Origin of the sequence: Paenibacillus terrigena DSM 21567 (assembly GCF_000374845.1) — a bacterium.
Taxonomy (GTDB): domain Bacteria; phylum Bacillota; class Bacilli; order Paenibacillales; family Paenibacillaceae; genus Paenibacillus_K; species Paenibacillus_K terrigena.
This window is the reverse complement of the sequence record NZ_KB895413.1, coordinates 486036-511164: the sequence shown is the minus strand read 5'-3', so window position 1 is coordinate 511164 and position 25129 is coordinate 486036. Positions and strand designations below refer to the sequence as shown.

Here is a 25129-nt window from a genome sequence, read left to right as displayed (position 1 = left end):
TTTATTCGTTTGAATTAACGGATTATCGCATGTACATGCCGCCGTTGATCTCAAGCGTCTCTCCAGTTACGAAAGAGGACTGGCCTGAAGTCAGGAAGAGCACGCCGTTCGCCACGTCTTCTGGCAGCCCTTCCCGCCCGAGCGGGATACCGTCAATAATGAACTTGCGAATCTCCTCCGTTTTGAACCGATCGTTCGAAGTATTGGCAATCACGCCGGGAGAAATGGCGTTTACGCGAATGCCTTTACTTGCGTATTCTTTTGCGATGTTTTTCGTAAAGGTGAGCATTGCGCCTTTCGCAGCCGCATACAGCGCGACACCCGGACCTCCACCACTCACAGCTGCAAGCGAAGCGATATTCACGATATTCCCTCTTCCTTTTGCTATCATCGCAGGAAGTACTGTCTTGGATAAGAACACGCAAGACTTGAAGTTGACATTGAGCATCTCGTTGTAATCGTCCTCCGTCAATTCAATCAACGGTGTCCGGCGGCTCATCTGACCAGCATTATTAACCAGAATGTCAATAGGCGCTCCGAATGCAGTTTGAACCTGAATCACCAAGTTGTTAATCTGATCAATCGCGGTAAGATCGGCATGAAAGGCCTCAGCCTTTCCACCAGTCTCGCGGATCATACGAACCGTCTCATCTGCCCCCTCCTTATTCCGGAAGTAATGGACAGCGACAATCGCTCCGCTGGACGCGAGTCGCTCTGCGATTGCGCTTCCGATGCCTCCACTTCCTCCCGTTACAAGTACCAGTTGTCCGTCTAAATGTATATTCATCTTTAACCCTCCCTGTAAAATGGACTCGCTATTTTCCTTACGATGCTCTTCTTACCGTTCTGACTGAGCCCCAGAACATTAGCAATGCGATGACCGGGTGAAGCGCTGCAATCACATCGACGGATGAGAATACTTGAATCGTTAGAAACTGCACCACGACGAGCACAAATAAACCCAAACTGATCCATCGCTTAAGACCCTTTATGTCACTTACGAACGTTAGCAGGAACATGATGAATGGAACCAAAGCGAACATCTTCACAAACGATTTGTGCACCGACCAATTTGCGGCATCTGAGAAAGTCGCCATCCCGGCAATGAATACTTGCGCCACAATACAAGCTAAAAATAACCAAGCTAATATTTTGTAAATGGTGCTCCCGACTTGCATGATAACCCCTCCCCCCTCAGATTTTCGTGTATCAATAGGTATTACAATACCTTCTGAAAATCACGAAATACGGGGTGAAAAAGTCACAAAACGATCAACGAACAGGTACATTCCAGTCAATCAGACCACGAGCGATAACGGATATGCTACAATATTGCCAAATCGTTTTTTACTACATGGTTGGAGGAAACGACATGAATAGCAGACGGACGGTATTGATCGTTGACGACGATAAAGAAATCGTGGAATTAATGAGGGATTTCCTCGAAGATGAGCAATTTGAAGTGGTTGAAGCGTACAACGGTGCACAAGCGATAGAAGCATTGGATCGTCAGCGTGTCGACTGCATCCTGATGGATGTGATGATGCCCGGACAGAGTGGGCTGGAGCTATGCAGACAAATTCGGAGGACACAAGATACGCCGATCCTTTTCCTTAGTGCACGGGGAGAGGATGTGGACAAAATCCGCGGCCTCAGCATAGGTGGTGACGATTATATCGTAAAATCCGCTACGCCTGAGGAAGTCGTCGCCCGCATTAAAGCAGTGCTCCGCCGGTCTGGCAAGCATGAAAAAGGTCTACAACTCGTGCTCGACTTCGGCAGACTTGTCCTTGATGTAAAGGCACATGAAGCAAGAGTTGATGGTCATCCAGTATCCATGACGCCCAAAGAATTCGATATTCTCTGCTTATTCGCAGAGTATCCTCGTCAAGTATTCACGTATGAACAGCTGCTGCAACGCTTCTGGGAGGGGATCGGCGACAAGCATTCCGTCACTGTACATATTGGAAGGATTCGAGAAAAAATCGAAGAAGACCCTAGAAAGCCAGCATTTATTACCAATGTGTGGGGCGTGGGTTATCGGTTTGAAGGGGTGCGAAGATGAAGGCGCTCCGAATTCGCCAATGGATGGTCATCGGTATGCTCATCGTACTCATCCTACCGCGGTTATTCTATGAAATTCCAGGTCTATTCGATCGTTCTGTCGGAGAGAGTAATAAGCATTCACGGCAAGAGACGGCCATGGACACCTTAATGCGTGAGGTTGGCAAGGAAGACATCGCACGCTGGCGCGATCCGAGCTGGCAGTCAGCACTCGGGAACATGCTCGCCACCTCGCATGTGGGAATCATCTTACTCGACGCTTCTGATCATGAAATCTATCATTCCGTCCCTGCAGGATCTGAATCTACCGCGTATCGTGAATTAAGCGTCATGGAGCAAGGGCAATTGCGGGGGAAAGCTCTCTTCTACGTTCCGATGCAGACGAGCCACTTGGCGACAGCATTGGCTATCATCGCAGGATTATGCGCCATTCTATTTATCGGATGGCAAATGGGACGTGTGGTCGTGAAGCCATTGGAAGCGATGAGTGCTGCTGCTAGACGAATCGCTGGCGGGGATCTGGATTTTCATCTTCCCGAATCTACCGTTCTGGAAGTAGCCGATGTACGTGCCGCATTCCATGCGATGGGCAAGGGGCTTCGTGATTCACTAATTCGTCAGTCGGAATTAGAAGAAGAACGGCGCTTCTTTATTAGCTCGATTGCACATGACTTAAGGTCGCCATTATTTGTTTTGCGAGGATTCTTAAATAGATTGGAACGCGGTCTAGCAAGCCATCCAGAGAAGGCTTCTCGGTATGCTGCCATTTGCAGCAAAAAGGCAGAACAGTTGGAGCATCTTGTATCCGATCTTTTTTCTTATAGCCAGCTGGCATCCTTGGAGCAACGGCTTCGACATGAGCCTTTGGATATCGCTGCTCTTCTCACAGACATGGTTACTGAATATTTGCCGGTAGCCAAGGAAAGAGAAATAGATTTGGTGTACAATGCATCGGCGACGGAACATGTACTCTATGGCGATGCTCATATGCTAAGGCGAGCGATCGGAAATCTGATCGATAATGCCCTTCGTTATACACATATCAACGGTATCATTGTCATCCGCTTGCACGTGGAGGACACACGAGTCCTCTTCACCATTGCAGATTCGGGTCCGGGAATTCCTGAGCACGCATTGCCTCATATTTTTGAAGCCTTCTACAGGGGCGATGATTCAAGGAATCCAGAATACGGCGGTACCGGGCTTGGACTCACGATTGCACAGCGTATTCTAAGAGCACACAAAGGCGATCTTACGGCTCAGAATCACAGTCAGACGGGGGGCGCAATTTTTACTGGCTGGATAGCTTTGCACACGACTACATTCACATAAAAAAGCGTATTGGATAAGGCGAAATCCGCTCCTAACTTAGCATCAGCACTCAATATTGGTGCATTTAATCTCGGAGGTGCGGGAGGTGCATGGCTCGGTGGGATCGTGATAGATAGCTCTTTGGGACTCCAAGCCCTTCCTTGGGTAGCCGCATTGGTCACGCTGCTTGGATTAATGATCACGATTACAAGTAAGTTCGCAGATAGATATCGGAAATAAAACAACGCAATGAACAGAGCTCCTGTGACCCAGTCACAGGAGCTCTATTCATTTGTATTCACGTTGTCATCGTAAATGCCACGCCGCTCTATTTATCTTAACGATAAAGCGACCTCTTCACTTGAACGAATCTGACCGATGCGAGGGAAGATATGTTGGCAGACATAATCATGCTCCTCTTCCGTTGAAGCCGTCATGGCATCCTCCACGAATACTTGATGATATCCATGTTGATAAGCTTCTCTTGCCGTCGTATCCACACCGATGGAAGTGGATATCCCGCACAGCACAATGGTATCGATGCCACGGCGACGAAGCTGTAGATCGAGGTCCGTACCATAGAACGCTCCCCATTGCCGCTTCGTAATGGTATGCGCATTGGGCGTATCCGCGATTTCTGGAATGAATTCATCCCAACCTGCTGCGTATTGTGTAGGATTCATTTTCATATCTGTTTTTGGGGTTAACATATCTTTTCCATCCAATGAAGAGACTCTAACAAGTACGACAAAAGCACCTTTCTCCGTGAACGCTTTGACGAGTTTGCTTGCATTCTGAACAACTTCTTCAACCGTATGCGGTGCTATCGGTCGGCCGCTGCTCGCAATTCCTTTTTGCAAATCAATAACGACCAGTGCCGTTTTGTCTGCGCTCCATCCCTCAGCCTCTCTTGATTTCAACGCTTCCATGTTCATCTCTCCCATACCTTTTATTTACTTTGTAATACACCCATACCGCGTTGATCAGCAGCAATGCACTTGTAATAAAGAACACATCGCGAATACTAAACCAGGCTGCCACTTGCCCACCTAATACAGAGCCAACAAATATACCTAAATACCCTGCTGACATATTGAGCCCGAACACTCTGCCCGTCAGTGAATCCGGTGTAATCCGTTTGATCAAGATATTCACGGAAGGGATCAAGCCCGCTGCAGCTAATCCGAATAGAAATCGTAAACCCATGAGCTGCCAAGGGTTCTGGACAAAGGCCTGCGGGATGAATAGAACCCCTGCTACGATCAATGCGACAAGTATCACTTTATTCGCCCCAATTCGATCCGACAGCTTCCCAAGCCTAGGAGCAGCAAGAATATTCGCAAGACCCGAGGCCGAGAAGGCTAGTCCGGCTAACAGCGTGACATGACTGGTATTACTGGACAATTGAGTGATATAGACGGTAATGATCGGCTCTACCGAATATAAGGCCACTGTCAGCACGAAGAACGTGACGAACAAAGTCACCGTCAAGCTTTTTTCAGGCACAGCCCGCCATACCTCCTTCATGCGGAGCGTCTTCTTATGCTCTCGGATAAAGGATTCATTCACGAATAAGACGGTTGTAATAAAAGCGATCATCAGCAGTGCACCGGTAATAAAAAAAGAATTCCGCAACCCAAAATGCTCTGCAACAAAGCCGCCAATCGTGGGTCCAATGAGTGATCCTGCAATATTGGCCGTTGAGAGGGTGCCTAGTGCATACCCCGCATGTTCCTTATCCGTCTGCGTTGCAATTAGCGTCGTGCAAGCTGTGCTATAACCTGTAATGGTGCCTTGCAGCATTCGAAGTCCGATTAATCCATAAACATGATGCACAAAGCCCATACAGCCTACAACAATCGCCATGCCAAGACTTGCCCGCAGGAGCATCGGTTTGCGTCCAAATTTGTCCGCCGCTTGTCCCCATATAGGTGAGAAAATAGCTGAAATGATAAAGGTAATCCCAAAAGCGATGCCGGATAATTGTGCAATGGATGCTGGATCGTCGACACCGAGCTGCTTGATATAGAGCGGCATAATCGGTGCAATCTGACTCATCCCCACGCCTGTTACGAACATCCCGAACCAACACACGATAAGATTTCTTTTCCATATCGGCATCATCGTTAGCCTTCCTTCTGCTGAACAATCCTATCCTCATGTTATCCACCAGAATGGCTATATACTATGCACGATTCTAAACCCCATGGACATTTTTGTTATAAAATTCCGATGGACTCATTCCTTCCATCCTTTTGAATATTCTGCTGAAATAGAACTCATCCGTAAATCCGACGGCCTCTGCGACCTCTTTTATTTTTTTATCGCCTTCTAGCATCAATTCTTTCGCTTGATCAATTTTCATCTTATTAAAATACTCAATCATCGAATAACCTGTAATTCCCTTGAACGCTTTTGATAAATAAGTAGATGACAACTGCACCATATCTGACAGCTCGGTTAAAGTGATTTTCTTACTTATATGTTGCCGCATATAATCAATAATTTTGTCCACCTTATGCGAAATAGCATAATTCCGATCTTGCTTTCTCGTGTTCTGCCAAATGGCGATGAGCAATTGCTGAAGCAGCGTCTTCGTCATAAACTCATATCCCGGCAGTTTTGCGTTCCAGGTGTCCACTAATTTTTTGAAGATATCCTCTACTTGATAATAATCCTTTAATGCTTGTCCCGCGGGCAGTGCGAGCATTGGCGCCTCATTCGTAATATCCAGGCGCGTATCATTGAAGGTAACCCACGCATAACTAAAATGTACCGTTAGGAAATTAGGCGGCACTTTCGTATCAGGTTCAAAAGAATGCAGTACGCCTGGAGCAATGTAGTACAGCATGCCTGCTTGAGTCGGATATTTGCGCCCTCCGATGACCACGTTCCCATTCCCACCTGTCACAAATACGAGCTCATGATGCTGAAGAGTTCGCGTCATTGGGCGAAGTAGTCTTCTTGTATCTTTCAATTTCCTGCCATTGCAATAATGAATGTGAAAATAGTAATGATTGATGTACATGTTATCCTCCATGACGTTATCGAATCGTAACTATTGTAAACCTCCCCACTCAAAAAACAAGACCTTAACGGTCGTCATCGACTTGCTATAAAATCTTGCAGAGGCTTCGCAAAACCTTTCCAGCTTTCAGGGATCGATGCACGATCATGGACATAAACATTTCGTATATACTGTGATATATTCGTCACCCGCTCCTCTATTAATATTTCTTTGATGTCGGATGCTCTGGAAGGCCAAGTTGTATTCGATCCATCTACATGAAGGAATTCGTTCAAAGGAAGGAACATGTTCGGGCTTTTCTTATAAGTACAATGCTTGGGGAACCTCGGCGAGCTTCCGGAGTCATATTTGGACAGCTTCACCGCTGAAAAATGAGCTAACAATAGATCGTGAGCATCGAATTCCAGAATCGCAAATGCTTCGCTCGGTTCCCTTCGGGTATAGGTATCCAGCATCTTCAGACAATCCCTCATGGTAGGCCAGAAAAAGACATGTCGATCCAGTGTTGCCCGGAATTCCTGCATGGTGGTCGATGCATCGATCAATTGCTCAGGAATGCGAAGATGGGCATTGATCATGACAAGATTTTCACGAAATGCTACTTCCTTAGGATGTAATCGGCGCTCTCCTGCATCGTGTGAGTGTATGTGATAACTGGAGCACAGCGTATCCAATTGAGCTATCGTCTTCAAATTCCGTCCCCTTGTAAAATGATATAGCGATTTTCTGCCTTTCGATTTCGTTACGATGTTGACAATGTCCTCCTGATCGTTCAACGCCCTCACTCCTTCCTCGATTACCTTGTGCCAACCCAAGGAAATTTATGAAGCGCGCAAATAAAAACAAGACCCTGACAATTCGTCAGAGTCTTGCTAATGATTTTGGTACTACAACTCGCTTAGGACAAAGCCAACATTGCCTGCATATCTTCCTCAGCGGTTGTAATCAATTTCAATCCGAACAACTCTACAAGGGCATCGAGTACACCGGGCGAGATAAACTCCGGCGGCTTCGGTCCAATCCGAATATCTTGAATGCCAAGGCTGAATAGGCCAAGAAGAATCGCAACCGCCTTTTGCTCGAACCATGACAATACGATACTGACCGGGAGCTCGTTCACCGTACAACCAAAAGCATCTGCTAATGCAAGGGCAATTTTGACCGTAGAACCGGAGTTATTGCACTGACCAAGATCGATATAACGTGGTATGCCAGTATCTCCCACGGTACCATAATCGACGTCATTAAAGCGGAACTTGCCGCAAGATGTTGTCAAGATGACCGTTTCATTCGGTAAAGAGGTCGCGAGTTCACGATAGTAATTCCCGCCTGTTCCCGGTGCATCGCAGCCTGCAATGACGAAGAAGCGGCGAATATGCCCGTCTTTGACGGCTTGAATGATCTCTGGCGCAAGGCCAATCACCGTCTCATGGTGATATCCTGTCGTGAGCACTTGCTCGGACTCGATATTCGCCACAGGCAGTGATAATGCCCGTTCAATAAGTGGAGAGAAATCGTCTTCAACGATCTTCGTAACACCCTCTAGGCCTGCAACTTCATAAGAGTAGAAGCGATCTGCGTACGTGCCTTTAATCGGCATGACACAGTTTGTGGTCGCTAGAATCGCACCTGGGAACTGTTCGAACAGTCTGCGTTGGTCGTACCAAGCTTTACCGATGTTGCCTTTCAAATGGGAGTATTTCTTGAGCGCTGGATAGCCATGGGCAGGGAGCATTTCCGAGTGCGTATAAATGTTAATCCCCTTACCCTCGGTTTGGCGCAACAATTCCTCCAGCGCATATAGATTATGTCCTGTGACGACGATGCAATGACCTTCAATTTTATTCTGACTAACCGTAATCGGCTGTGGAATACCAAACCGAGTCGTATGGGCATGATCCAAGACGTCCATGATCCGAACCGCAGCATTTCCGACTTTCATCGCCATGTCCAGATGCTCTTGCAGATTAAAGTTGGAGTTCGTTAAGGTCATATATAAGGCTTCGTGTGTAATCCGATCGACTTCGGGATCCGTGTATCCTAGCTGTCTCGCATGGGTCGCATAGGCTGCAATCCCTTTTAGCGCAAAAATCATCGTATCCTGCAAGCTCGCGATGGTCTCATCCTTGCCGCATACCCCAACGACGGTGCAACCGCCGCTTGGCGTCTGTTCACATTGGTAACAGAACATATCATTGTCCTCCTTCAAGAACATCATTTGTTACCCACAGCTTAGCAGAGCACCCGAGCGTGAATTGTGATTACACGCACAAACTTTTTGAACTTTTCATGCCAACGTCAATGCAGCAACTTTTTCCATTATTTCAGCGTTATTTAATGGATATATACGGAAAAGGCGGTCGATCTTTGTGAATCTGGAAAGTCTCAAACGCATCAAGTTCTCCCGTGCGCTCATCATCCTAGGACTAGTCATTTTAGTTGGTTGCGTCATGGCCTTTGCCAACACTTATTTCTCCGAATCCGTGTTTTATGTCAATGATTACAAATATAAACAAGCGAATGAACAAGGGAATCTGGTGCGTTATACGGCCGGATCCGTTCCATCCATCGACGTGCAAATCGATGGCCAGAATCGTAATGTCATTATTCATCAAGAAACCTATTCGATTCACAAGAGCATAGGTCTCTATGAAAGCAACCAATATCGCCTCACTTACCCGAACGGGCATCAATACACAGTCAATGATCAATCCGGCTACCTTATGAGCTTTGATGCGAAGGGAGAAATCGTGGGGCCGCCCGTCTATATTGGCAGAGAGAGACGTCTTCTGGATGGAGAAGAGAAATATTACCCAAGTCAGCTTGTTACAGCAGCATATTCGGAATATCATACCGCACAAGGCAGTTCGGGCCTTTTTATCCTCTCCCTCCTGTTATTTATTTATGGGTGGTGCGGATTCCGATACGAGAAATTTCAAAATTTTCTATTCTTTATTTCGCTGCGCTGGATATGGGTGAACAACGCGGAACCTAGCGATTTTCACTATTTCATGTGCAAGCTAGGCGGTGTGATATTGATGATTGCCGCTGTCTACTTCGCTGTCCAATCATTTTGGGTTCAGTAATCGAATGAGCTATGAAACGCTTTTGCCGATGAACCCGCTTCGCATGAGTCCAGGGATAAAGAATAGTGGGTATATCAGCAGAAACAGATTAGGAATCCACCACATCAGATCATAATCCTGCTTGATCACCCAGAATGCGATCGCTTGCAGCCCTGAACAAGAAGTAAGAACCAGTGAAATCAGTACCATCGGCTTCCAGACTGTATTCGACTTACGATTATAATAAAGACTCAATAACCCGGTTACTGAGATGAGAACATCAAGGGGAAAGAAAGACCAGTTCCAAACCACGAGCATCACATTGGTATAATCCTGATACGCATAACTAGGAGGAATCAGATGAAAATAGGTGACAAACCAATACACCAGGAAGGATATATCCGTAAATAAAAGTAATTTCCTTAGTTTACCGCTCATTTTTACAACTCCCTCATCTAGGTTGTATGCAGCGATTGTTCTTGTTGCATTGAACTTTCAGCATTCCCATGGCTATTGCTCCCGAGATTTAATCCCACGACACCGGCTATGATCAGGCATATGGAAATGAGCTTCAACATGGACAATGGTTCTCCAAACAATGCCCAGCCAATGCCTACGACGAGTAGCGTTCCCATGCCTGACCAAATCGCGTACGCCACGCCGATTGGAATCCCTTTTAACGCTAGATTCAGTAAGGTCAAACTGAGCAAATAGAAGACGATGAGCAGCAAGGATGGCACCAGCTTCGTAAATCCCAATGAAAGCTTCATGAACGTAGTACCCGCCACCTCAGCCGCAATCGCAAATATTAACAATATCCAATGCATGGACTCACCTCATCCTTATCCCATCGATCATCATGTCTACCATCTCATTTAAAGCTTCTCTAATCGTTAATCCGATCTGATTAACATAAGCTTGCTCCATTAGTCGATTCAACCCTCCAAGGTATAACTGTATAAACAGCATCCGATTGAATGTCCCGAGCAACCCTTCAGCTTGAGCCTCTGCAACGATTTGATCCACCCCGTCCCATTGCTCTTCCATAAAAGAATTTAAATACTCCCATACTTCCGGATAAAAACGCTGCAGTTCATACAGTCGCTTCATATCAAAAAACTGAAAGTCTCGAGGAAGCATGACAAGTAATGCCTTCAATTTCTCCATTCTGTTCAACGTATGATCCTTCAAAATAGCCTGTTCAAGTTCTTTGATTTCATCGATAGCGTGCTGCACCATATCGCGAATCAGATCCTCTTTGGAAGGATACCATTGGTAGATGGTTTTTGTGCTTATACCGCATTGTTTGGCCATATCGGCCATCGTGAATCGAAAGCCTGATTTATTAATTTCCTGTTGCGCTTGTTGCATGATTCTATTCTTCAAACAAATACACCTCACAAGATAAACTAAGGAAAATATTATGTTTTCTTCATTTTCCATAGAGTATCCTATTCCTGCATCTCTGTCAAATTTAACAAAAGATCTGCACACTGAGTAATACGCAATCTCTGGATGATTATTTATCCAGCTATGAACGCAACTGGCCACTCGGTGGAACCATATTGATTGCTAGACATGGGGAAGTCGTCTTTAAGAAAGCCTATGGTTACGCAAACCTTGAACATCTCATTCCTAACACCATTGACACCAAATTCAGAATTTGGTCCTTAACGAAATCATTTACCGCAATGGCCATTATGATGCTTTATGAACAAAAGCTTCTGGATTTCGAAGATAGCGCCAGCCTCTACTTGCCTGAACTGAACCCTTTGAAAGATATTTCGGTTGCACATTTGTTGACTCACACATCTGGACTTGCCAATTACACCAGTCTCCCAGAGTACAACCAACGATTAAATAAACTAAGGCTCAGCCATCACGACGTACTTCAACTATTCATTGATATACCACTAGCTTTTACACCAGGTACTTCTTTTGCCTATAATAATTCAGGCTATTTTTTGCTTGGTATGCTCATTGAGAACATCACGGGTTTTACTTTTGATAACTTTATATGCGATAAGATACTCGGATGAAAATACATCCGTAATGATGTTGACAAATTATGATTTTGTTCCCCTATTTAAACTTACCGAATCATTACCAGGGATCCTATTCGGAGAGCAAATATCCGTTCCGACTCGCCCACACCCTTACTCACTCGATGAAAAAATCTACGCGAACTATATGGGTACTTACGAAGGATATGGATGCAAAGCTACCGTCGCGCGGAATGGAGATCAATTATATTTTGTATGGAACGAGGAAACCGTTATACCCTTCTATCCTATATCGGAGACATCATTTCATCATATTTGGTACGATTGGGAATGTACGTTTACTTATGAGCGTGACGGTGAAATCTCGTTTCTTGGATTGAAAAAAACGGCGTAAGTTACTCGGGCAAGTAACTAGAGCCCGTGTCTTTACCACGTAGACACAGGCTCTCCATTGCAATTTCGAACACCTTCGAACAACACTACCTAGATTAATGAGCTTTTGGCGGGTTCACATCGGTGCCGTTAACTTTTACGCCAATCCCGTCCGAGTAGACCATTTTCCCTCCATAGTAACCTGTACCAAGAACCAGTGTACAGGAAGCGATGGATAGGATGAGATAGCTAACCAAAATGAACTTCGTAAAAGGCCGGTTGCCCCGAAAGGTCTGCCATAGCCTCCATACAACGAGGAGCGTTACCACCCAAGCCGTCAAATCTGCTAATGTCGAGTGAACATCGAGATACGTTGTGTTCCCTCTTGCATCATCCTCTGGACCCGTGGCTACTGACAACCATGCGCCTAAGGCGGCCGTTAACCACAACCATATTCCCTGATTCGGCATGAGGGCGCGGTTTTTCATTATTTGAATGACGTCATAGCATAATGCGATGACTATTATTGCGATCGGGAAGTGAACAATTATTGGATGAAGATGGTTGAAAATCTCAGATATCATGGCTGGTGCTCCTTTGACTTTGAATTTTTCTTCGCTCTGGTAATCTCACGATAAACGTTGAACCTTGATTGATTTCACTTGTTACAAATATTCGCCCCCCGTGATTACGCGTAATTTGGGCGGCGATCGACAGACCTAGGCCTGTCCCCCCCCAATGCCGTGACCTCGCCTTATCAACGCGGTAAAAACGCTCGAACAAATGCGGCAGACTCTCCATCGGGATCCCGCATCCCTTGTCTTCTATAGAAATATCCAACTCCATTTCTCCGTATTTGCACACTCGCACCGTTACAGCCGTACCGGTAAACGAATATTTGATTGCATTGTCCAACAAAATGTAGAGCAATTGATTGATCTGGTCGGGATCTCCCGTATATAAAACCATTCCTTCCGGCAGCATGTCCTCAACACAAATTTCAACCCGATGTTCCTTGGCGATCGTCTTCATTCGTTCTGTCACTGCATTCACCATCAGACGCAAATCGAAAGACTCCTGTCTAATCTGCTGCAGCCCGGAATCTGCACGAGCAAGCATTAGAAGCTGCTCGGTTAGGCGAATCATCCGGACAATCTCGTCCTTCATATGGTACAAAACGGTCTGATGGACATCAGGCAGCTTCTCTTTTTGCTCTTCTAGAATTTCCACAGATGATTGCAGCACACTGAGTGGCGTACGAAGTTCATGCGAGGCGTCTGCAGTAAACTCCTGCTGTCTTTTGAGCGAGCGTACAATCGGGACCATCGCCCGACCTGCAAATATATACCCTGTCACCGATGCAATAAGCAGAAGGACGATGGTTAACCCCGATAACAGCCACTTCATTTCACGCAGCAAATTCATCTGTTTGCTAATATCCTCACCAATGTAGATAACGCTTCCCTTCCCATCATTGGCGGCTACTTGGTAAACGGCATATACTTTACGGCATTCGGACACTTGTCGCTCAATATGCATATAAGAAGAGCTATCCCCTCCCATGACGAGCTGCTTGTTGATTTCATCATCAACAAGGGGATTGCGGACGCCTGATGTGGAGATTATTTTCCCCCGGTCATCGTGCACAACGGCGAATTGGTCATTCTGCAAGAACTCCCATTCCATTCCGCCTGGACGGCGATGATCATCAATTTCTCTCTTGCCGATGCCCGTCGTGTGGTGAAGCCACTCCTGCACCGTTTTTTCTGCCGCCTTTTCTAGACGACTATGCTCATCCCTGTTCACAACACCCGATAAAATGAAGTAAAAAGAAGCCGCCATAATAACGAGAATCAGCGCAATGATGCCGCTATAGATGAACAATAATTTTTGGCGTGTACGCTTAATCATGGCCGTCTGCTCCCATATCGACCAATCGATAACCTCTACCGTGAATGCTTTGGACCAATTTGAAATCGAAGGGCTCGTCGATCTTCCTGCGCAGAAGCTTAATCGTAGCATCAACCGCATTCAGCGTTACTTCGGCGCCACTGCCCCAAACGTAGTTCAGAATACGTTCCCTTGACAGCACTTCTCCCGGATGTCTCATCATGTAAGCCAGCAAATCGAGCTCCCGCTTCGTCAAATAGATAGACTCCCCATCTCTGACCACTTCCTGTGTTCGTAGATTTAGCGTAAGTCCACTTATTGAGTAAGCTTCATGATAGCCGCTTAACTGCTTGCGCCGATCCAGCGCAAAAATTCGGGCAAAGAGCTCCTCGAAAGCAAAAGGCTTGATTAAATAATCATCAGCCCCCTGAATTAGACCGTTCACTCGATCCTGAATCGCATCACGAGCGGTTAGCATCAATATCGCCGTATTGTCCTGCCCCTCTCTCCACGCTTTGCATAAGTCGAGACCGCTTTTTCCGGGCAGCATCCAATCCAATATATAAAGATCATAGCCCCCTGTATCATGAAAAGCTTCTGCTTCCTCAGCAGTTTGCGCCCAATCCACTTGATGTCCTTCAGAGCCCAGCTTGTATTGAATCATAAAGCCGAGTTTGGCATCATCTTCAACCAATAGAATGTGCATGTCTACCCCTTTCAAGCTTGTTTATTGGAATAGTATAAAAGAACGAACATGAAAAAATAATGAAAAATTGATCGATATGTCTTATTTTTTTCTCTATTTTTAGTATCGGGAATTTCATGATTTTTTCATACTCGAATCCTATGATTAGTGATATTCAAAATTTGAAATGGAGAGGATCGCATGGCCGCCAATGGCAAAGCTTTTATCTTAATGTGCTCGACCGCCATCGGCATCATTTATGCCGCCGGGTATTCGGTCACCCAGTCGCGAAACGACTCTCAACAGTCATTCGCTACACAAGCAACACAATCGACATCGTTGCCATCCACACCTATGTCGAAATATAAGGACGGTACTTTCTCCGGCTCCGGGACCAACCGATTTGGGACGGTTGAAGTGAATGTGACGATCACGAATGGGAAAATCGCTGCGGTCGAAATTACACGCAGCGCAACACGATATCCTCAGCGTTACATCGACTCTTTACCTGAAGAAGTCATTGCAAGCCAAAGCGCTGATATCGACACGGTAAGCGGAGCAACGCGCAGCTCACAGGACTTCATCAATGCCGTGCTCAACGCGCTCAGCCAAGCGGAGCGATCGTAATGGGGACGCTACGCACCGTCACCCGCTCCTTCGTCTGTATGGATACGATCATCCACATCAAAGCGGTCTCTTCGATATCGACGGAGGCGGTGAATGCAAGCATCGACCGTGCATTTGCCGCATTCCGCTATGTAGAGGAAACGTGCAGCCGATTTGACAGCAATAGCGAACTAAGACGACTCTCGCTAAAGCCTGGAGTTTCACAACCCATAAGCCCACTGTTATTTGAAGCTCTTCGCTTCGCTAGACAGCTAGCCGAGATTACTGGCGGAATCTTCGATCCGACCGTCGGTCAGTTGCTAGAGCGCAAAGGCTTTGCCCGACATTATTTGACCGGGTTCCCCCCTGCGCCAGTGCCTACTATACCACCTACTCCTGTTTCTTATCAGGATATTGTAATAGACGAGTATGAACAGACCGTCACCCTAATAAAACCTTTACTTCTTGATTTGGGGGCTGTCGCTAAAGGATTAGCTGTCGATTTAGCCACACGGGAACTGGAGAAATACGATGGGTATCTAATAGATGCTGGCGGTGATATATTTGCCGGCGGGCGGAATGAACGAGACGAACCCTGGCAGATCGGCATTCAACATCCACTGCAAACAGACCAAAATATCTGCGTCCTACGAATCTCAGATATGGCAGTATGTACTTCTGGCAGCTACGAGCGAAGAAGTCCGCTGGACGGAGCTACACATCATCTGCTCAATCCTTACACAGAGAAATCTAGCGGTGAACTGATTAGTTGTACGGTAGTCGCGCCGTTTACTATGCTCGCCGACGGTCTTTCCACTGCCGTATTTCTGTTGGAACAGCGGCACGGACTGGAGATGCTCGAATCCATGAATTTTGAGGGATTGACTGTTTCTTCAACTTTAGACCTTACTATGACAACTCAAATGAAGAGGTATGTTTATGAATAACAACAATTTGAAGAATCAGACCCGTCTAACGGACGATCAGAAACGCAAAAAAAAGAATCCGAATTTCTTCGGCACACCAAAAGGAATCCTCCTGAACGTGCTCGTAGGGCTTGCCGTAATTGTCTCCACGGCGACTGCCTCGTATCACGGTTTGGTGAACATAGGGATTACAGCCGCTGCTTCAACCCTGCTTGATTATGCAATCATTCGCATACAGCGAAGAAAGCAGCTTGTTCTAAGCGGCGCCCTGCTCACTGGCATTATTATCGGGTTGATTGTAAGTCCCGCCACCTCTTGGCCGATCGTCTTTCTCGCAGCGGTGATCGCGATCGTCTCCAAGCATGTGCTCACGATCCGTAAAAAGCCGATTTTCAATCCTGCAGCTTTCGGACTGCTTGCCGTATTTCTGCTTTTCTCGACTGGTGAGGATTGGTGGGGTGGGCTGCCTGATTTACCAATCTGGTGGCTGCCTCTGCTTCTCACGGGCGGTTACTGGATCACATTCAGGGTGCGTAAATTCCCGCTTACGTTTACTTTTCTCGGAATCTATTTTTCCGTCTATCTAATAATTGCCTTGTTCGGCGCAGCAGATGTGAGCGACATGTTCCGTGTTCCTTTTCTTAACTCGGTATTGTTTCTTACGTTTTTCATGCTGACGGATCCCCCTACGTCACCCGCCAAACCTATTGAACAAATACTGTTTGCGATCGTTGCGGCTGGCGTAAGCATCTGGATCAATTTGATGTTCGGTGGTTTGTCGTTCCTGCTAGCAGGCCTCCTTGCCGCTAACCTCTGGCATACCGTTGTGTCGGCAATCAAACGGGTATTAGGTAAAACGCGTCAACCAGTCATTCGGAGCCAATAAGTGCATCTCGGTATGCTCATAGCAGTTCGGATGAAATCGCATAAAGTCAGATTAATCAAGCACCAAGAATTCGGAGGTGAAAACGTAAAAGTTCTCATGCTCGTCACCCGTTCACGTCGGTAGGGAATGTATTCTACCAACGAAGGCTCCGAAGCGGCTTCCCGTACCTCACTAGAACATGCCACAGGAGTTTTAATTCCTGTAGCACTTCCGCATGCGTGCCCCGATCGCGCCATGCTGCAGGATCTTGCCTTAAGTGCTTAGCAGCTGAGCCAATCATGCTTGCATCGATATAACCGTGATGAGCAATACGCGCAGCCAGAGAAGGCATCGCAGGACCTCTAAAATTTGAAGACACTTCGTCCACCGACAACGCAAAACCCCCATGCCAATAAAGATCAATGGAATACTGCACACATAATTGCTCCAAGATTCGCCCAATCGGCATACCCTGGAATGCAGGATCAGCAATAAGTATTTCAACATCATTCTCTAGACGAATATCCCCATGCACCTGCGCTTCAATATAGTGATTAAGATTACGTTTGGGCTCCATTTCAGAAGGATCAAGGAAAGCGTTCAAGAGGTTCACACGCAGGTGGTCGACTAATTTTTGTGGTCGAAGATTTGCTTCACCTAGCGCGGAATCTCTTAAGAAAATTTCCTCTAGTAACGCCGCCATCATATCATCAAATGCTGCATATGTCCCTTTCTGCACAGGATTTTGATGCGAATCCATATAGGTGTATGTACTACGGTAAGAAACCTTCGGTGATAGGAGGAAATAGCATGAGCCAAAGCGCGGAGCCGGCCCATCTGGATGACGCATCAGATCTAGGGCCCCATATTTAGGACGTTCGCTTTTCGTTGTACCCTCTTGTTGATATGCGCCGCCAAATAATCTATCCTCCCACAAATCACGTTGCCCACCAGGATAGGCTGATACACTGCCACTGGATAATAAAGTCTCAAATTGGCTCTTATACACGCCTTGCTCCAATAACGCTTCTGCAACACTTTTATCCGTTGGGTCTAAGCGATCAGGATGGAAGTGCATCGCAATCCTCGCATGAGACTTTATTTTAGCGACAGCATCTTCGAAGGTATCAAGGCCGATATTCGACATTTGCAGAATGTCATGAATTGTGTGACGGGCCCCCTCTGTACGGTTTCTCGCGTAATCCGTCACATATGCCAAGGCTGCATATTGTGCAGGTGAAAGTTCGTTTCTCTCCATGACTTACCGCCCTCCTACTTATAGCTGTATTTTAATAATCGTATGATCGATCAACCCAACTTGTAATAAATTCAATCATTTTGCGAGCTGCTGGTGAACAGTCTTTCAATGATTTTACCGCGATCCCAATCGAACGATGATACTCTCCTTCTAAGGGGCGAATACATACATGATGTGGACAGCTGGAAAGCATTAATTCTGGAAGGATACTGATGCCTAATCCATTCTGCACCATCGCCAAAATCGCCTGATCGTCCTCTAATTCGAACTTGATGGTAGGATTGATGTGGTTCTGGGTGAAAATCCGCTTAATATCGTTATCACATCCTGCAATAGGCATGATGAAAGGCTCATCTTTTATTTGATCGATACGAATGGAGGATTCATTGCATAACGGATGGTCGATAGGCAATACACACTGCATCTGATCCTGTTGTAGAGGAATCACTTCGAGCGATGTATCTGTCGTCGGCAGATTAACGAATCCAAAATCCGAGATCCCCGTTGCAATCGATGCTTCAATCTCATGATAGTTGCCATCGAATAACTTGATATCGATCAGCGGAAATAGCTCGTGAAATTGCTTTATGATCCCAGGCAGCCACTGAATGGATACGCTGGAGAAGGTTCCTATTTTCACCGTCCCCCTCTCAATCCCTTTAATCGCAGCAATCTCTTGATTTAGCTTCTCATTTAATTGTAAGATCTCTCTAATAGGTTGAATGAGTCGTTCTCCATTATTCGTTAACTGAACACCCGATCGATTCCTCATCAGAAGGCTAAGGCCAAATTCACGCTCCAAGCTTGAAATCGCATGGCTCACTGCGGATTGAGTTAAATTCAATCGCTCTCCGGCTTTTGTAAGACTTTCACATTCAACAACCTTGCTGAAGATCTCGTATTTGATCAGATTCACACTTACCTCCATATGACTTATGAAAATTATTCATGTATAACTTGATAAACATTCATTTTATTTATCTATATTGTATCGGTATAATCGAATTTATCAATTATTTTCTTATAAAAGGAGTCCTACCATTGAATCACAACGAACATACACCGAACGAATCACATTATGCGGTTATCTTTACGAGTCAGCGCACGCCTGGGGATAACGGCTATCATGACATGGCTGAACAAATGGACCGTCTTGCTTCCTTGCAGCCAGGTTTTCTCGGCGCAGATAGTGTAAGAGACGCTTCAGGCGCAGGGATTACAATCTCATATTGGGACAGCCTTGAAGCCATTCGCAATTGGAAACAAGAAGAATCTCATCTCGTCGCCCAGCAGCGTGGTAAGAAAGAATGGTATGAGCACTATGAGGTGAAAATTTGTAAAGTGGAACGAGCGTATTCTTCCAGCGGGAGATCGAACTAAAAAAGAGACGCCTGGAACCAGGCATCTCTCACGTATACTACTATGAACTTTTCTCGACAGGAATCCATATTTCACTTCGATAATTCGGCGATGTCATATCTTTATGCTCGTTCCATAACATCTCTGGCCCGATGGCCAATTCATAGTTTGAAGATGGGAACCATTCCGAATAGATACGCCCCCATACGTTCTGAAGCGTCTCCGGAAATGGACCTACTGCTTCGAAGACAGCCCATGTCGAAGATGCGATTTCAAGCTGTGACAGATGGGCTGGACAAGGATGCGTTGTTGCCACGCCGATATAATAATCGAGCTCTCCCTTCTCCTCCATTCGCTCTTCAGAGAAATTCGTGGATGCACTAAGCAAGCCATGTGGCGTGATATTCGACAGCTCCTTCAACGCTTGAATTGCCGCTTCGTCTAAGGTATTCCACATCGCAGCAATGTCCGGGTTCACGCCATGGAAGATGATCGGAACTCTTTTCTGGATCCCAACGATACGAAATGCTTCTTTCTCCACAATCCGATAGTTCATTTCACTGCCTCCTTGAATCGTTAATTGAAAGGTCATTGGGGGATACGATTTGAGCAATTGACCTCGATTTCTAGCCTCAGATGGTGTAATGCCATGTAAACTTTGAAACGCTCTTGTAAAAGAATCAGGTGATTCATATCCGAATTTCAACGCAATATCGATAATTCGGTTCTGCGGATTGTTCAGCTCAAATGCAGCAAGCGTAAGTCGTCTGCGGCGAATATATTCCGATAGCGATACCCCAGCTAAGAATGAAAACATGCGTTTAAAATGGTACTCCGAGCACATGGCGATTCTCGCGACTTCCTTAAAATCGATCTCCTGCGTCAGTTGTTCTTCAACATACCGTAATGCGTTATTCATATTCTCCAACAAATTCATGATCAGCTCCCTTCTACATTTCTAGCATAGCAGAAGTCATCTGCGCAGGTCCGACATTACGTGCACCATTTTGAAGGGTCGAAAATCTCAAAAAAGCTGGTTCCAGTACAGATCTGGACCAGCTTAATCAGATATTATGACGACTGGTTACTTTCGTGTATAACTGTAGCACTCTCCTGATGTAACCAACTCTCTATATGAGGAATCATTTCCGCATAGCGCATAATCGCATTGATCGTCGCTGTTACTTGCAATGTCCCCATCTGCTGTTCTTCCTCATCCGAGCACTCCAACCACAAAGACCGCTTCAAACTATATTCCAACCACTCTAATTTGCTAATAAAACCATGTTCTAACACCTTGCGCCAATCCGCTTGAATGGCTCCAACTTTCATTTTATAGCTACGGATAAATATTAAAAATCTTTCTTTATCCATGTCGCCGAATTCATCTTCAGACCAATATAGCGCCGTATCAATCAAATCTTGCATAGGGTTGATTTCCCCCGCCGACTCCCAATCAATCAGGATAGGCTTGTCATGATCCCACAATACATTTTTAGGATCTAAATCCCTATGGCTAATTATTCGATCTGATGCAAGGAATTGTGCTGAATGATTGGCCCCAGCATCCCATTCGTACAACGAGTCCTTGATTTGAAGCAGTTGGTTCGCCCAAACCGAGTTATTTTCATTTCCTTGATGAGCATAATCATCCCAAGGTATTAACGTTGCATGAAACTCCTCTTGCGATAAGCATAACGCTGAGAAATCCGTAAGATGGATATCTGCCAGGATAGAACCTATTTTTTCGCAATGGAGACCCGTAACTTCACTAGGTTTTAGACTCTTCCCTTCCATCCAATGAAACACGAGAAAGAATTGATTATCGATTTCGTGTATAGCTGATCCATTCGATTGAATCGCTGGAAGTGCTGGTATATGGCTCTCTGCCATCGTAGCTATACGTTCTGAGCGAATGAAATTATGCATTGCAGCAGGTCTTCGCATGATTTGGGGATTTAAGGCTTTTATTGCGTATTTTCCTTGTGTGGTCGATATCGAATACACGCGATGTAGGAACCCGCCCGATATCGCTTCAGGAGATTGTATCAGCGCGCCAAGATGCAGCTTGTCGCACAATTTTTGAATTTCCAAATGGTATAGATTGTCACTCATGATTAGATCCCCCTTGCAGAGACTTAGGATTTATGGTTGACTCACTTGTGTCACCGCCCGAACTTGAACATCAGAGCGTCTGAATTGAATTTGCAATTGCGCATCCGCTGAACTTGGCGCCCATACATTCTCGTAGTACGTGACTCCGTTAAGATCCTGGAATTCCACGGTAAATTCGAGCTTATCATTCTCCATCCCTTGCGTAGTAATCACCTTCACGCCCAGCGATTGAATTCGTTCAATGACTTCCCGATCCGCCTTATCATCGGTAATGAGGACGTCTAGATCCTCAATCTTACCCGCTTTCGCAAACCCATCATTTCCTAAGACTTGATGTGTCGCAATACCAATACGTCTTCGAGATAACGACGATACCGTTCTCGCAAAGGCGGCGACTTCTGGCGTAGCCACGAAAATCCCTTCATCGGATATACCTCCACCTGTTACGAAACTCATATCAAACTTGAACTGCCGTATAAATTCAGTAGCGAGCACATCTGTAATATTGCCTGATGCCTTGACCAAGCCGCCAACAAAATACGTATTAATCCACTCCCATTCACGCAATTCGTCAGCTACACGCATACAATTCGTCACGATTGTAAGCGGCATGTGATCAGGCAAATGTTGTAACAGCACATAAGCAATGGACCCGCTCCCGATAAATATCGTATCTTTATCTCGTATATACGACACCGCTAATTTCGCAATCGCATTCGCTTCAGGTGAACCTTCTCCATATCGTTGTTCCGGCGGCTGGGGCGATTGCCGAACCTTCATCGCAGGTATCGCTCCGCCATGTGTTTTCAGCAGCAGTCCTTGCTCTTCCATCATCGACAGATCGCGACGAATTGAATCAATCGATACTTGGAAGGTCTCGGCCAATTCCTTCGCCAAAACCCGCTTCTGCTGGTGCAATAAAGCAAGAATTTTCTCACGACGCTCCTCAGCGAACATGCCTGTACCTTCAATTGTCATGCAGTATTCCTCCTGTATTTCCATATTTTCCCTGATTAATCTCAATTATATTCTGTTTTGTTCATTTTATCAACCAAATATTTCCTATATACGCAAAAACAGTTTCATTTTTATTCAGTTATAATCGGTAATATTCAAGATATAACAAAAAAGGCAAAGGGAATCTCCCTCTGCCTCTTCGCATCATGCTTTATTTCTATTCAGACTTCGCAGCGTCCTCCATGAACCACAATGGGTCCATACAGTCTTCTTCGCCGTTATAGTTGATCAGAATCTCATCCCCTGCCTTAATGTCCGTATACGCATAGAAATCAGCGGTAAGTTGATCAAAGTTGAGATCATACGAGGCATTGGGCTCATAAGAATGATTAAATAAACTTCCGTATCCTAACAGAACTGCCGAATGGTTCACACCAAATTCGAATACATAGTCTGCGAGAGCGGTCTGCTCGATGTGCTTATGCTCTTCTTCCGGATATGGAAGAACAGGTGCTTCATGAAAAATAACACCTTTTGGTATATCACAAGTTGCGAATACACCTCGATTGAATTCGCCTTTGCTTAACTTGGATTGCTTAATCTCGATCATGCTCGTCACCTGCGCGTCCTTAGTCTGTATCAATATGATAGGGTTAGAAAGGATCATTTTAACCCACCTTGACGAAAAGCGCAAACCTGAAGTACTTCATTCTCACGCAAAAAAGCAAGCGGCATCCCATGAAACATGGATGACTCCTGCTTTTGGTGGAAAAACTTATGCTTTGAACCCCTGATCTTCATTATTCGAATTTACACATGTGCCTTTGCATCAGAAGCATCGTGTTCCGTAGAACGATAAGCAAGCAGGACAACTTCAGATCCTGTCTTATCCCGAATCTTCGACTCGAGGGATTGCAGCATTGTAATCATCGATTCATCCAGGTCCGCGGGGATCAGGTGTGTGGAATGAGTGTTCATCCCTATGCCTCCTTCATTTCATCATCACTGTACTTCCTGCCTAGTGTACCCATTCCTGTTCCATTCAACCCTAAGCATGCATGCTGATAAAGTCCTAAGAGGTACCATGCAAAGTTAGGACTGTCACCATCCTGACGGAACTTCTACAATAACTGTAAAGAATGAGTTGAATTCAATGAAAAGGAGTGAACTATTGTGCAACTGAATCCTATGATTTACACCTCGGTTCAGTCCGATCCCAGCTTTCGAATGTATCATTGGCCGCATCTCGTCTGGATCATCCTGCTGTTAGCCCTCATGCTTATCCTATGGCTCTCCAGAAGGGTCATTCAGCAGAACCAACCTATCCGTGTCTTAATTCGCTGGGGCATAATTGGCGCTATGATTATTCCGGAACTCATCTTATATAGCATCTACTCGATACATGGAACATGGGACCTGAAAGTTCATTTACCGCTTGAATTATGTAGTATTTCGTTATATCTTTCGTGCCTCATGCTCATGACTCGCAGTTATTTTCTGTATCAGATCATGGTGTTTGCAGGGATCGGTGGAGCAATGCAAGCGATCTTGACCCCCAATTTGCTCGTACCTTATCCGCATTTCATCTACTTTCACTTCTTTATCTGTCATCTTGCCATTGTACTAGCTTCATTATATATGACTTGGGTCGAGGATTATCGGCCGCGACTTCGTTCGATTGGCATCACGATGCTCTTCTTGAATATCCTTGTCATTGTCGTTGGAACGGTGAACTGGATCTTGGATGCCAACTATATGTTCCTTGCCTACAAGCCCAATACACCATCCATCTTGGATTTTCTGGGACCCTATCCCTATTATTTAATAGCTGAAGAATTCGTCGCTTTACTCCTCTTCTGCCTGATCTATCTGTTAATCCGACGAAAAAGCGGGCTTAACCGTGATGTTCAATGTCGCAAGCAATTCTGATGGTTACTCACACACTCCTGCATCAACCGGCTCACGACGTGAACATAATCCAGTGAACGTTCTATATCTGACAGTTCAGGTGTAATGATATACGATTTGCCTGTTAAGAGGGTAAAAACCTCCATACGTTGCGGCATCACACCGAACATTCGCGTTGTGAACAAGAGACAGATGTGCAGATACGATTTGATGAGCTGAGGTTCATCATGAATGAATAGCTTCCGCACAATGTAGGATGATTCCTGCGGGGCGCCTCTCCATTCAATGACCTGGAACAGCATCGTCAGGTGTGCCCCAAGCTCTTCGATCATCGTCGTCATTTCCGTTAGCAGATACATCGGATTCTCACTTCGTCGAAGGTCGGTAAGCAGCATTTTCAGATGCATTGTAATGTAGGTTTTGATGTGATGATGCTGTTCTTCCGATTCGAATGAAAGGTTTTTCTTCGTCCATCTTCTTTCGATGATCTGCGCGATGGTTCTTTCTGTCCTCTGTTCCGGTATCATCGCGTAGAAATCAAGCAATACATCTTGAATACTCTTCTCGACATGCTCTTCCCATCGAATATGCGACTTCGACTGCTCTTTCAATTTCCGCTCATAGCAGCAAGGGCAGCGAAGATACAACTCGACATCCTGTTCATGAATGACCCTGTCATACACGGAACCAACAATCCACTGCTGATTATACATCATG

The 25129-nt window shown here is 45.6% G+C and carries 31 protein-coding genes; 10 read left to right on the top strand and 21 right to left on the bottom strand.

Annotated features, from left to right (window positions below; translation table 11 throughout):
* Positions 1–22: 22 nt before the first annotated feature.
* Together C558_RS0106560 and C558_RS30540 are read right to left on the bottom strand one after the other, a co-directional pair.
* A complete protein-coding gene (locus C558_RS0106560) occupies positions 23–787 on the bottom strand; it encodes an SDR family NAD(P)-dependent oxidoreductase (protein WP_018755452.1) in 765 nt (254 codons plus the stop codon).
* A gap of 37 nt (positions 788–824) precedes the next feature.
* A complete protein-coding gene (locus tag C558_RS30540) occupies positions 825–1178 on the bottom strand; it encodes a DUF6220 domain-containing protein (RefSeq protein ID WP_018755451.1) in 354 nt (117 codons plus the stop codon).
* Positions 1179–1372: 194 nt separating this feature from the next.
* Here C558_RS30540 and C558_RS0106550 point away from each other — a divergent pair, with 194 nt between their 5' ends.
* Genes C558_RS0106550 through C558_RS33635 form a run of 3 tightly spaced genes read left to right on the top strand, consistent with a single transcriptional unit; the run spans position 1373 to position 3615 of the window.
* The gene (locus tag C558_RS0106550) at positions 1373–2065 is read left to right on the top strand and encodes a response regulator transcription factor (RefSeq protein WP_018755450.1); all 693 of its coding nucleotides are present in this window, start codon (positions 1373–1375) and stop codon (positions 2063–2065) included.
* Positions 2062–3396, top strand: coding sequence for a sensor histidine kinase (locus C558_RS0106545; RefSeq protein ID WP_018755449.1), 1335 nt, complete (start codon positions 2062–2064; stop codon positions 3394–3396). Before C558_RS0106550 ends, C558_RS0106545 begins: the two co-directional genes overlap by 4 nt.
* Positions 3397–3405: 9 nt before the next feature.
* Positions 3406–3615, top strand: coding sequence for a hypothetical protein (locus C558_RS33635; RefSeq protein WP_156826006.1), 210 nt, complete (start codon positions 3406–3408; stop codon positions 3613–3615).
* Between the two features lie 92 nt (positions 3616–3707).
* Here C558_RS33635 and C558_RS0106540 read toward each other — a convergent pair whose 3' ends face one another.
* From C558_RS0106540 to hcp, 5 genes are all read right to left on the bottom strand, one after another.
* A complete protein-coding gene (locus C558_RS0106540; protein ID WP_018755448.1) occupies positions 3708–4304 on the bottom strand; it encodes an isochorismatase family protein in 597 nt (198 codons plus the stop codon).
* A complete protein-coding gene (locus C558_RS0106535; RefSeq protein WP_026263766.1) occupies positions 4276–5496 on the bottom strand; it encodes a multidrug efflux MFS transporter in 1221 nt (406 codons plus the stop codon). Before C558_RS0106535 ends, C558_RS0106540 begins: the two co-directional genes overlap by 29 nt.
* Before the next feature lie 76 nt (positions 5497–5572).
* Entirely contained in the window at positions 5573–6322 is a 750-nt protein-coding gene (locus tag C558_RS0106530) for an AraC family transcriptional regulator (RefSeq protein WP_245583738.1), read from the bottom strand.
* A 155-nt stretch (positions 6323–6477) separates the two neighbouring features.
* Positions 6478–7179 carry a DUF7002 family protein gene (locus C558_RS0106525; RefSeq protein WP_018755445.1) on the bottom strand — a complete coding sequence of 234 codons (702 nt, stop codon included), beginning with the start codon at positions 7177–7179 and terminating at the stop codon, positions 6478–6480.
* A 122-nt stretch (positions 7180–7301) separates the two neighbouring features.
* Positions 7302–8594 (bottom strand): hydroxylamine reductase, encoded by a 1293-nt coding sequence (gene hcp / locus C558_RS0106520; RefSeq protein WP_018755444.1) that lies wholly within the window; start codon positions 8592–8594, stop codon positions 7302–7304.
* A 178-nt stretch (positions 8595–8772) separates the two neighbouring features.
* On the opposite strand from hcp, the gene C558_RS32415 reads away from it, so the two are divergent.
* A complete protein-coding gene (locus tag C558_RS32415) occupies positions 8773–9489 on the top strand; it encodes a DUF6199 family natural product biosynthesis protein (RefSeq protein ID WP_018755443.1) in 717 nt (238 codons plus the stop codon).
* Between the two features lie 9 nt (positions 9490–9498).
* Here the strand turns inward: C558_RS32415 and C558_RS0106510 are convergent, their stop codons facing one another.
* From C558_RS0106510 to C558_RS0106500, 3 genes are read right to left on the bottom strand one after another with little or no spacing between them, the layout of a single operon-like run.
* The gene (locus C558_RS0106510) at positions 9499–9906 is read right to left on the bottom strand and encodes a YvaD family protein (RefSeq protein ID WP_018755442.1); all 408 of its coding nucleotides are present in this window, start codon (positions 9904–9906) and stop codon (positions 9499–9501) included.
* A 17-nt stretch (positions 9907–9923) separates the two neighbouring features.
* Positions 9924–10295: a DMT family transporter gene (locus C558_RS0106505; protein WP_018755441.1), complete on the bottom strand. Its 372-nt coding sequence runs from the start codon at positions 10293–10295 to the stop codon at positions 9924–9926.
* A gap of 4 nt (positions 10296–10299) precedes the next feature.
* Complete coding sequence (locus C558_RS0106500; RefSeq protein WP_051106834.1) at positions 10300–10839, bottom strand: TetR/AcrR family transcriptional regulator; 540 nt, start codon at positions 10837–10839, stop codon at positions 10300–10302.
* 113 nt (positions 10840–10952) lie between these two features.
* Between C558_RS0106500 and C558_RS30530 the strand changes: the two genes are divergently transcribed.
* On the top strand, positions 10953–11507 hold the full coding sequence (locus tag C558_RS30530) for a serine hydrolase (RefSeq protein WP_083927102.1): 555 nt from the start codon (positions 10953–10955) through the stop codon (positions 11505–11507).
* A gap of 452 nt (positions 11508–11959) precedes the next feature.
* Here the strand turns inward: C558_RS30530 and C558_RS0106485 are convergent, their stop codons facing one another.
* The 3 genes from C558_RS0106485 to C558_RS0106475 all read right to left on the bottom strand — a co-directional run bounded on the left by C558_RS0106485 (position 11960) and on the right by C558_RS0106475 (position 14439).
* The gene (locus C558_RS0106485; RefSeq protein WP_018755437.1) at positions 11960–12427 is read right to left on the bottom strand and encodes a DUF2231 domain-containing protein; all 468 of its coding nucleotides are present in this window, start codon (positions 12425–12427) and stop codon (positions 11960–11962) included.
* On the bottom strand, positions 12417–13169 hold the full coding sequence (locus C558_RS35175) for a sensor histidine kinase (RefSeq protein ID WP_425413917.1): 753 nt from the start codon (positions 13167–13169) through the stop codon (positions 12417–12419). The genes C558_RS0106485 and C558_RS35175 overlap by 11 nt, the downstream gene beginning before the upstream one ends.
* Before the next feature lie 577 nt (positions 13170–13746).
* Positions 13747–14439 (bottom strand): response regulator transcription factor, encoded by a 693-nt coding sequence (locus tag C558_RS0106475; RefSeq protein WP_018755435.1) that lies wholly within the window; start codon positions 14437–14439, stop codon positions 13747–13749.
* 210 nt (positions 14440–14649) lie between these two features.
* On the opposite strand from C558_RS0106475, the gene C558_RS0106470 reads away from it, so the two are divergent.
* From C558_RS0106470 to C558_RS0106460, 3 genes are read left to right on the top strand one after another with little or no spacing between them, the layout of a single operon-like run.
* Positions 14650–15045, top strand: a complete 396-nt coding sequence (locus C558_RS0106470; RefSeq protein WP_245583737.1) for an FMN-binding protein — start codon at positions 14650–14652, stop codon at positions 15043–15045.
* A gap of 38 nt (positions 15046–15083) precedes the next feature.
* Positions 15084–15971, top strand: a complete 888-nt coding sequence (locus C558_RS0106465; protein ID WP_245583736.1) for an FAD:protein FMN transferase — start codon at positions 15084–15086, stop codon at positions 15969–15971.
* A complete protein-coding gene (locus tag C558_RS0106460) occupies positions 15964–16836 on the top strand; it encodes an RnfABCDGE type electron transport complex subunit D (RefSeq protein ID WP_018755432.1) in 873 nt (290 codons plus the stop codon). Before C558_RS0106465 ends, C558_RS0106460 begins: the two co-directional genes overlap by 8 nt.
* Before the next feature lie 133 nt (positions 16837–16969).
* Here the strand turns inward: C558_RS0106460 and C558_RS0106455 are convergent, their stop codons facing one another.
* A complete protein-coding gene (locus C558_RS0106455; protein ID WP_018755431.1) occupies positions 16970–18073 on the bottom strand; it encodes a DUF3626 domain-containing protein in 1104 nt (367 codons plus the stop codon).
* Between the two features lie 31 nt (positions 18074–18104).
* Positions 18105–18989 (bottom strand): LysR family transcriptional regulator, encoded by an 885-nt coding sequence (locus C558_RS0106450; RefSeq protein ID WP_018755430.1) that lies wholly within the window; start codon positions 18987–18989, stop codon positions 18105–18107.
* Positions 18990–19114: 125 nt separating this feature from the next.
* Between C558_RS0106450 and C558_RS0106445 the strand changes: the two genes are divergently transcribed.
* Entirely contained in the window at positions 19115–19453 is a 339-nt protein-coding gene (locus tag C558_RS0106445) for an antibiotic biosynthesis monooxygenase family protein (protein WP_018755429.1), read from the top strand.
* A 40-nt stretch (positions 19454–19493) separates the two neighbouring features.
* Here C558_RS0106445 and C558_RS0106440 read toward each other — a convergent pair whose 3' ends face one another.
* From C558_RS0106440 to C558_RS33630, 5 genes are all read right to left on the bottom strand, one after another.
* Positions 19494–20369, bottom strand: coding sequence for an AraC family transcriptional regulator (locus C558_RS0106440; protein ID WP_018755428.1), 876 nt, complete (start codon positions 20367–20369; stop codon positions 19494–19496).
* Between the two features lie 134 nt (positions 20370–20503).
* Positions 20504–21526 carry a phosphotransferase gene (locus C558_RS0106435; protein WP_245583735.1) on the bottom strand — a complete coding sequence of 341 codons (1023 nt, stop codon included), beginning with the start codon at positions 21524–21526 and terminating at the stop codon, positions 20504–20506.
* A 51-nt stretch (positions 21527–21577) separates the two neighbouring features.
* Positions 21578–22525, bottom strand: coding sequence for a DeoR family transcriptional regulator (locus tag C558_RS30520; protein WP_018755426.1), 948 nt, complete (start codon positions 22523–22525; stop codon positions 21578–21580).
* A gap of 196 nt (positions 22526–22721) precedes the next feature.
* On the bottom strand, positions 22722–23114 hold the full coding sequence (locus C558_RS0106425) for an SET domain-containing protein (protein ID WP_026263765.1): 393 nt from the start codon (positions 23112–23114) through the stop codon (positions 22722–22724).
* A gap of 200 nt (positions 23115–23314) precedes the next feature.
* Positions 23315–23482 (bottom strand): hypothetical protein, encoded by a 168-nt coding sequence (locus C558_RS33630; protein ID WP_018755424.1) that lies wholly within the window; start codon positions 23480–23482, stop codon positions 23315–23317.
* Positions 23483–23677: 195 nt separating this feature from the next.
* On the opposite strand from C558_RS33630, the gene C558_RS0106410 reads away from it, so the two are divergent.
* Positions 23678–24433, top strand: coding sequence for a YwaF family protein (locus C558_RS0106410; RefSeq protein WP_018755423.1), 756 nt, complete (start codon positions 23678–23680; stop codon positions 24431–24433).
* Here C558_RS0106410 and C558_RS0106405 read toward each other — a convergent pair.
* Positions 24412–25128, bottom strand: coding sequence for a hypothetical protein (locus C558_RS0106405; RefSeq protein WP_156826002.1), 717 nt, complete (start codon positions 25126–25128; stop codon positions 24412–24414). The genes C558_RS0106410 and C558_RS0106405 overlap by 22 nt on opposite strands.
* Position 25129: the final 1 nt, after the last annotated feature.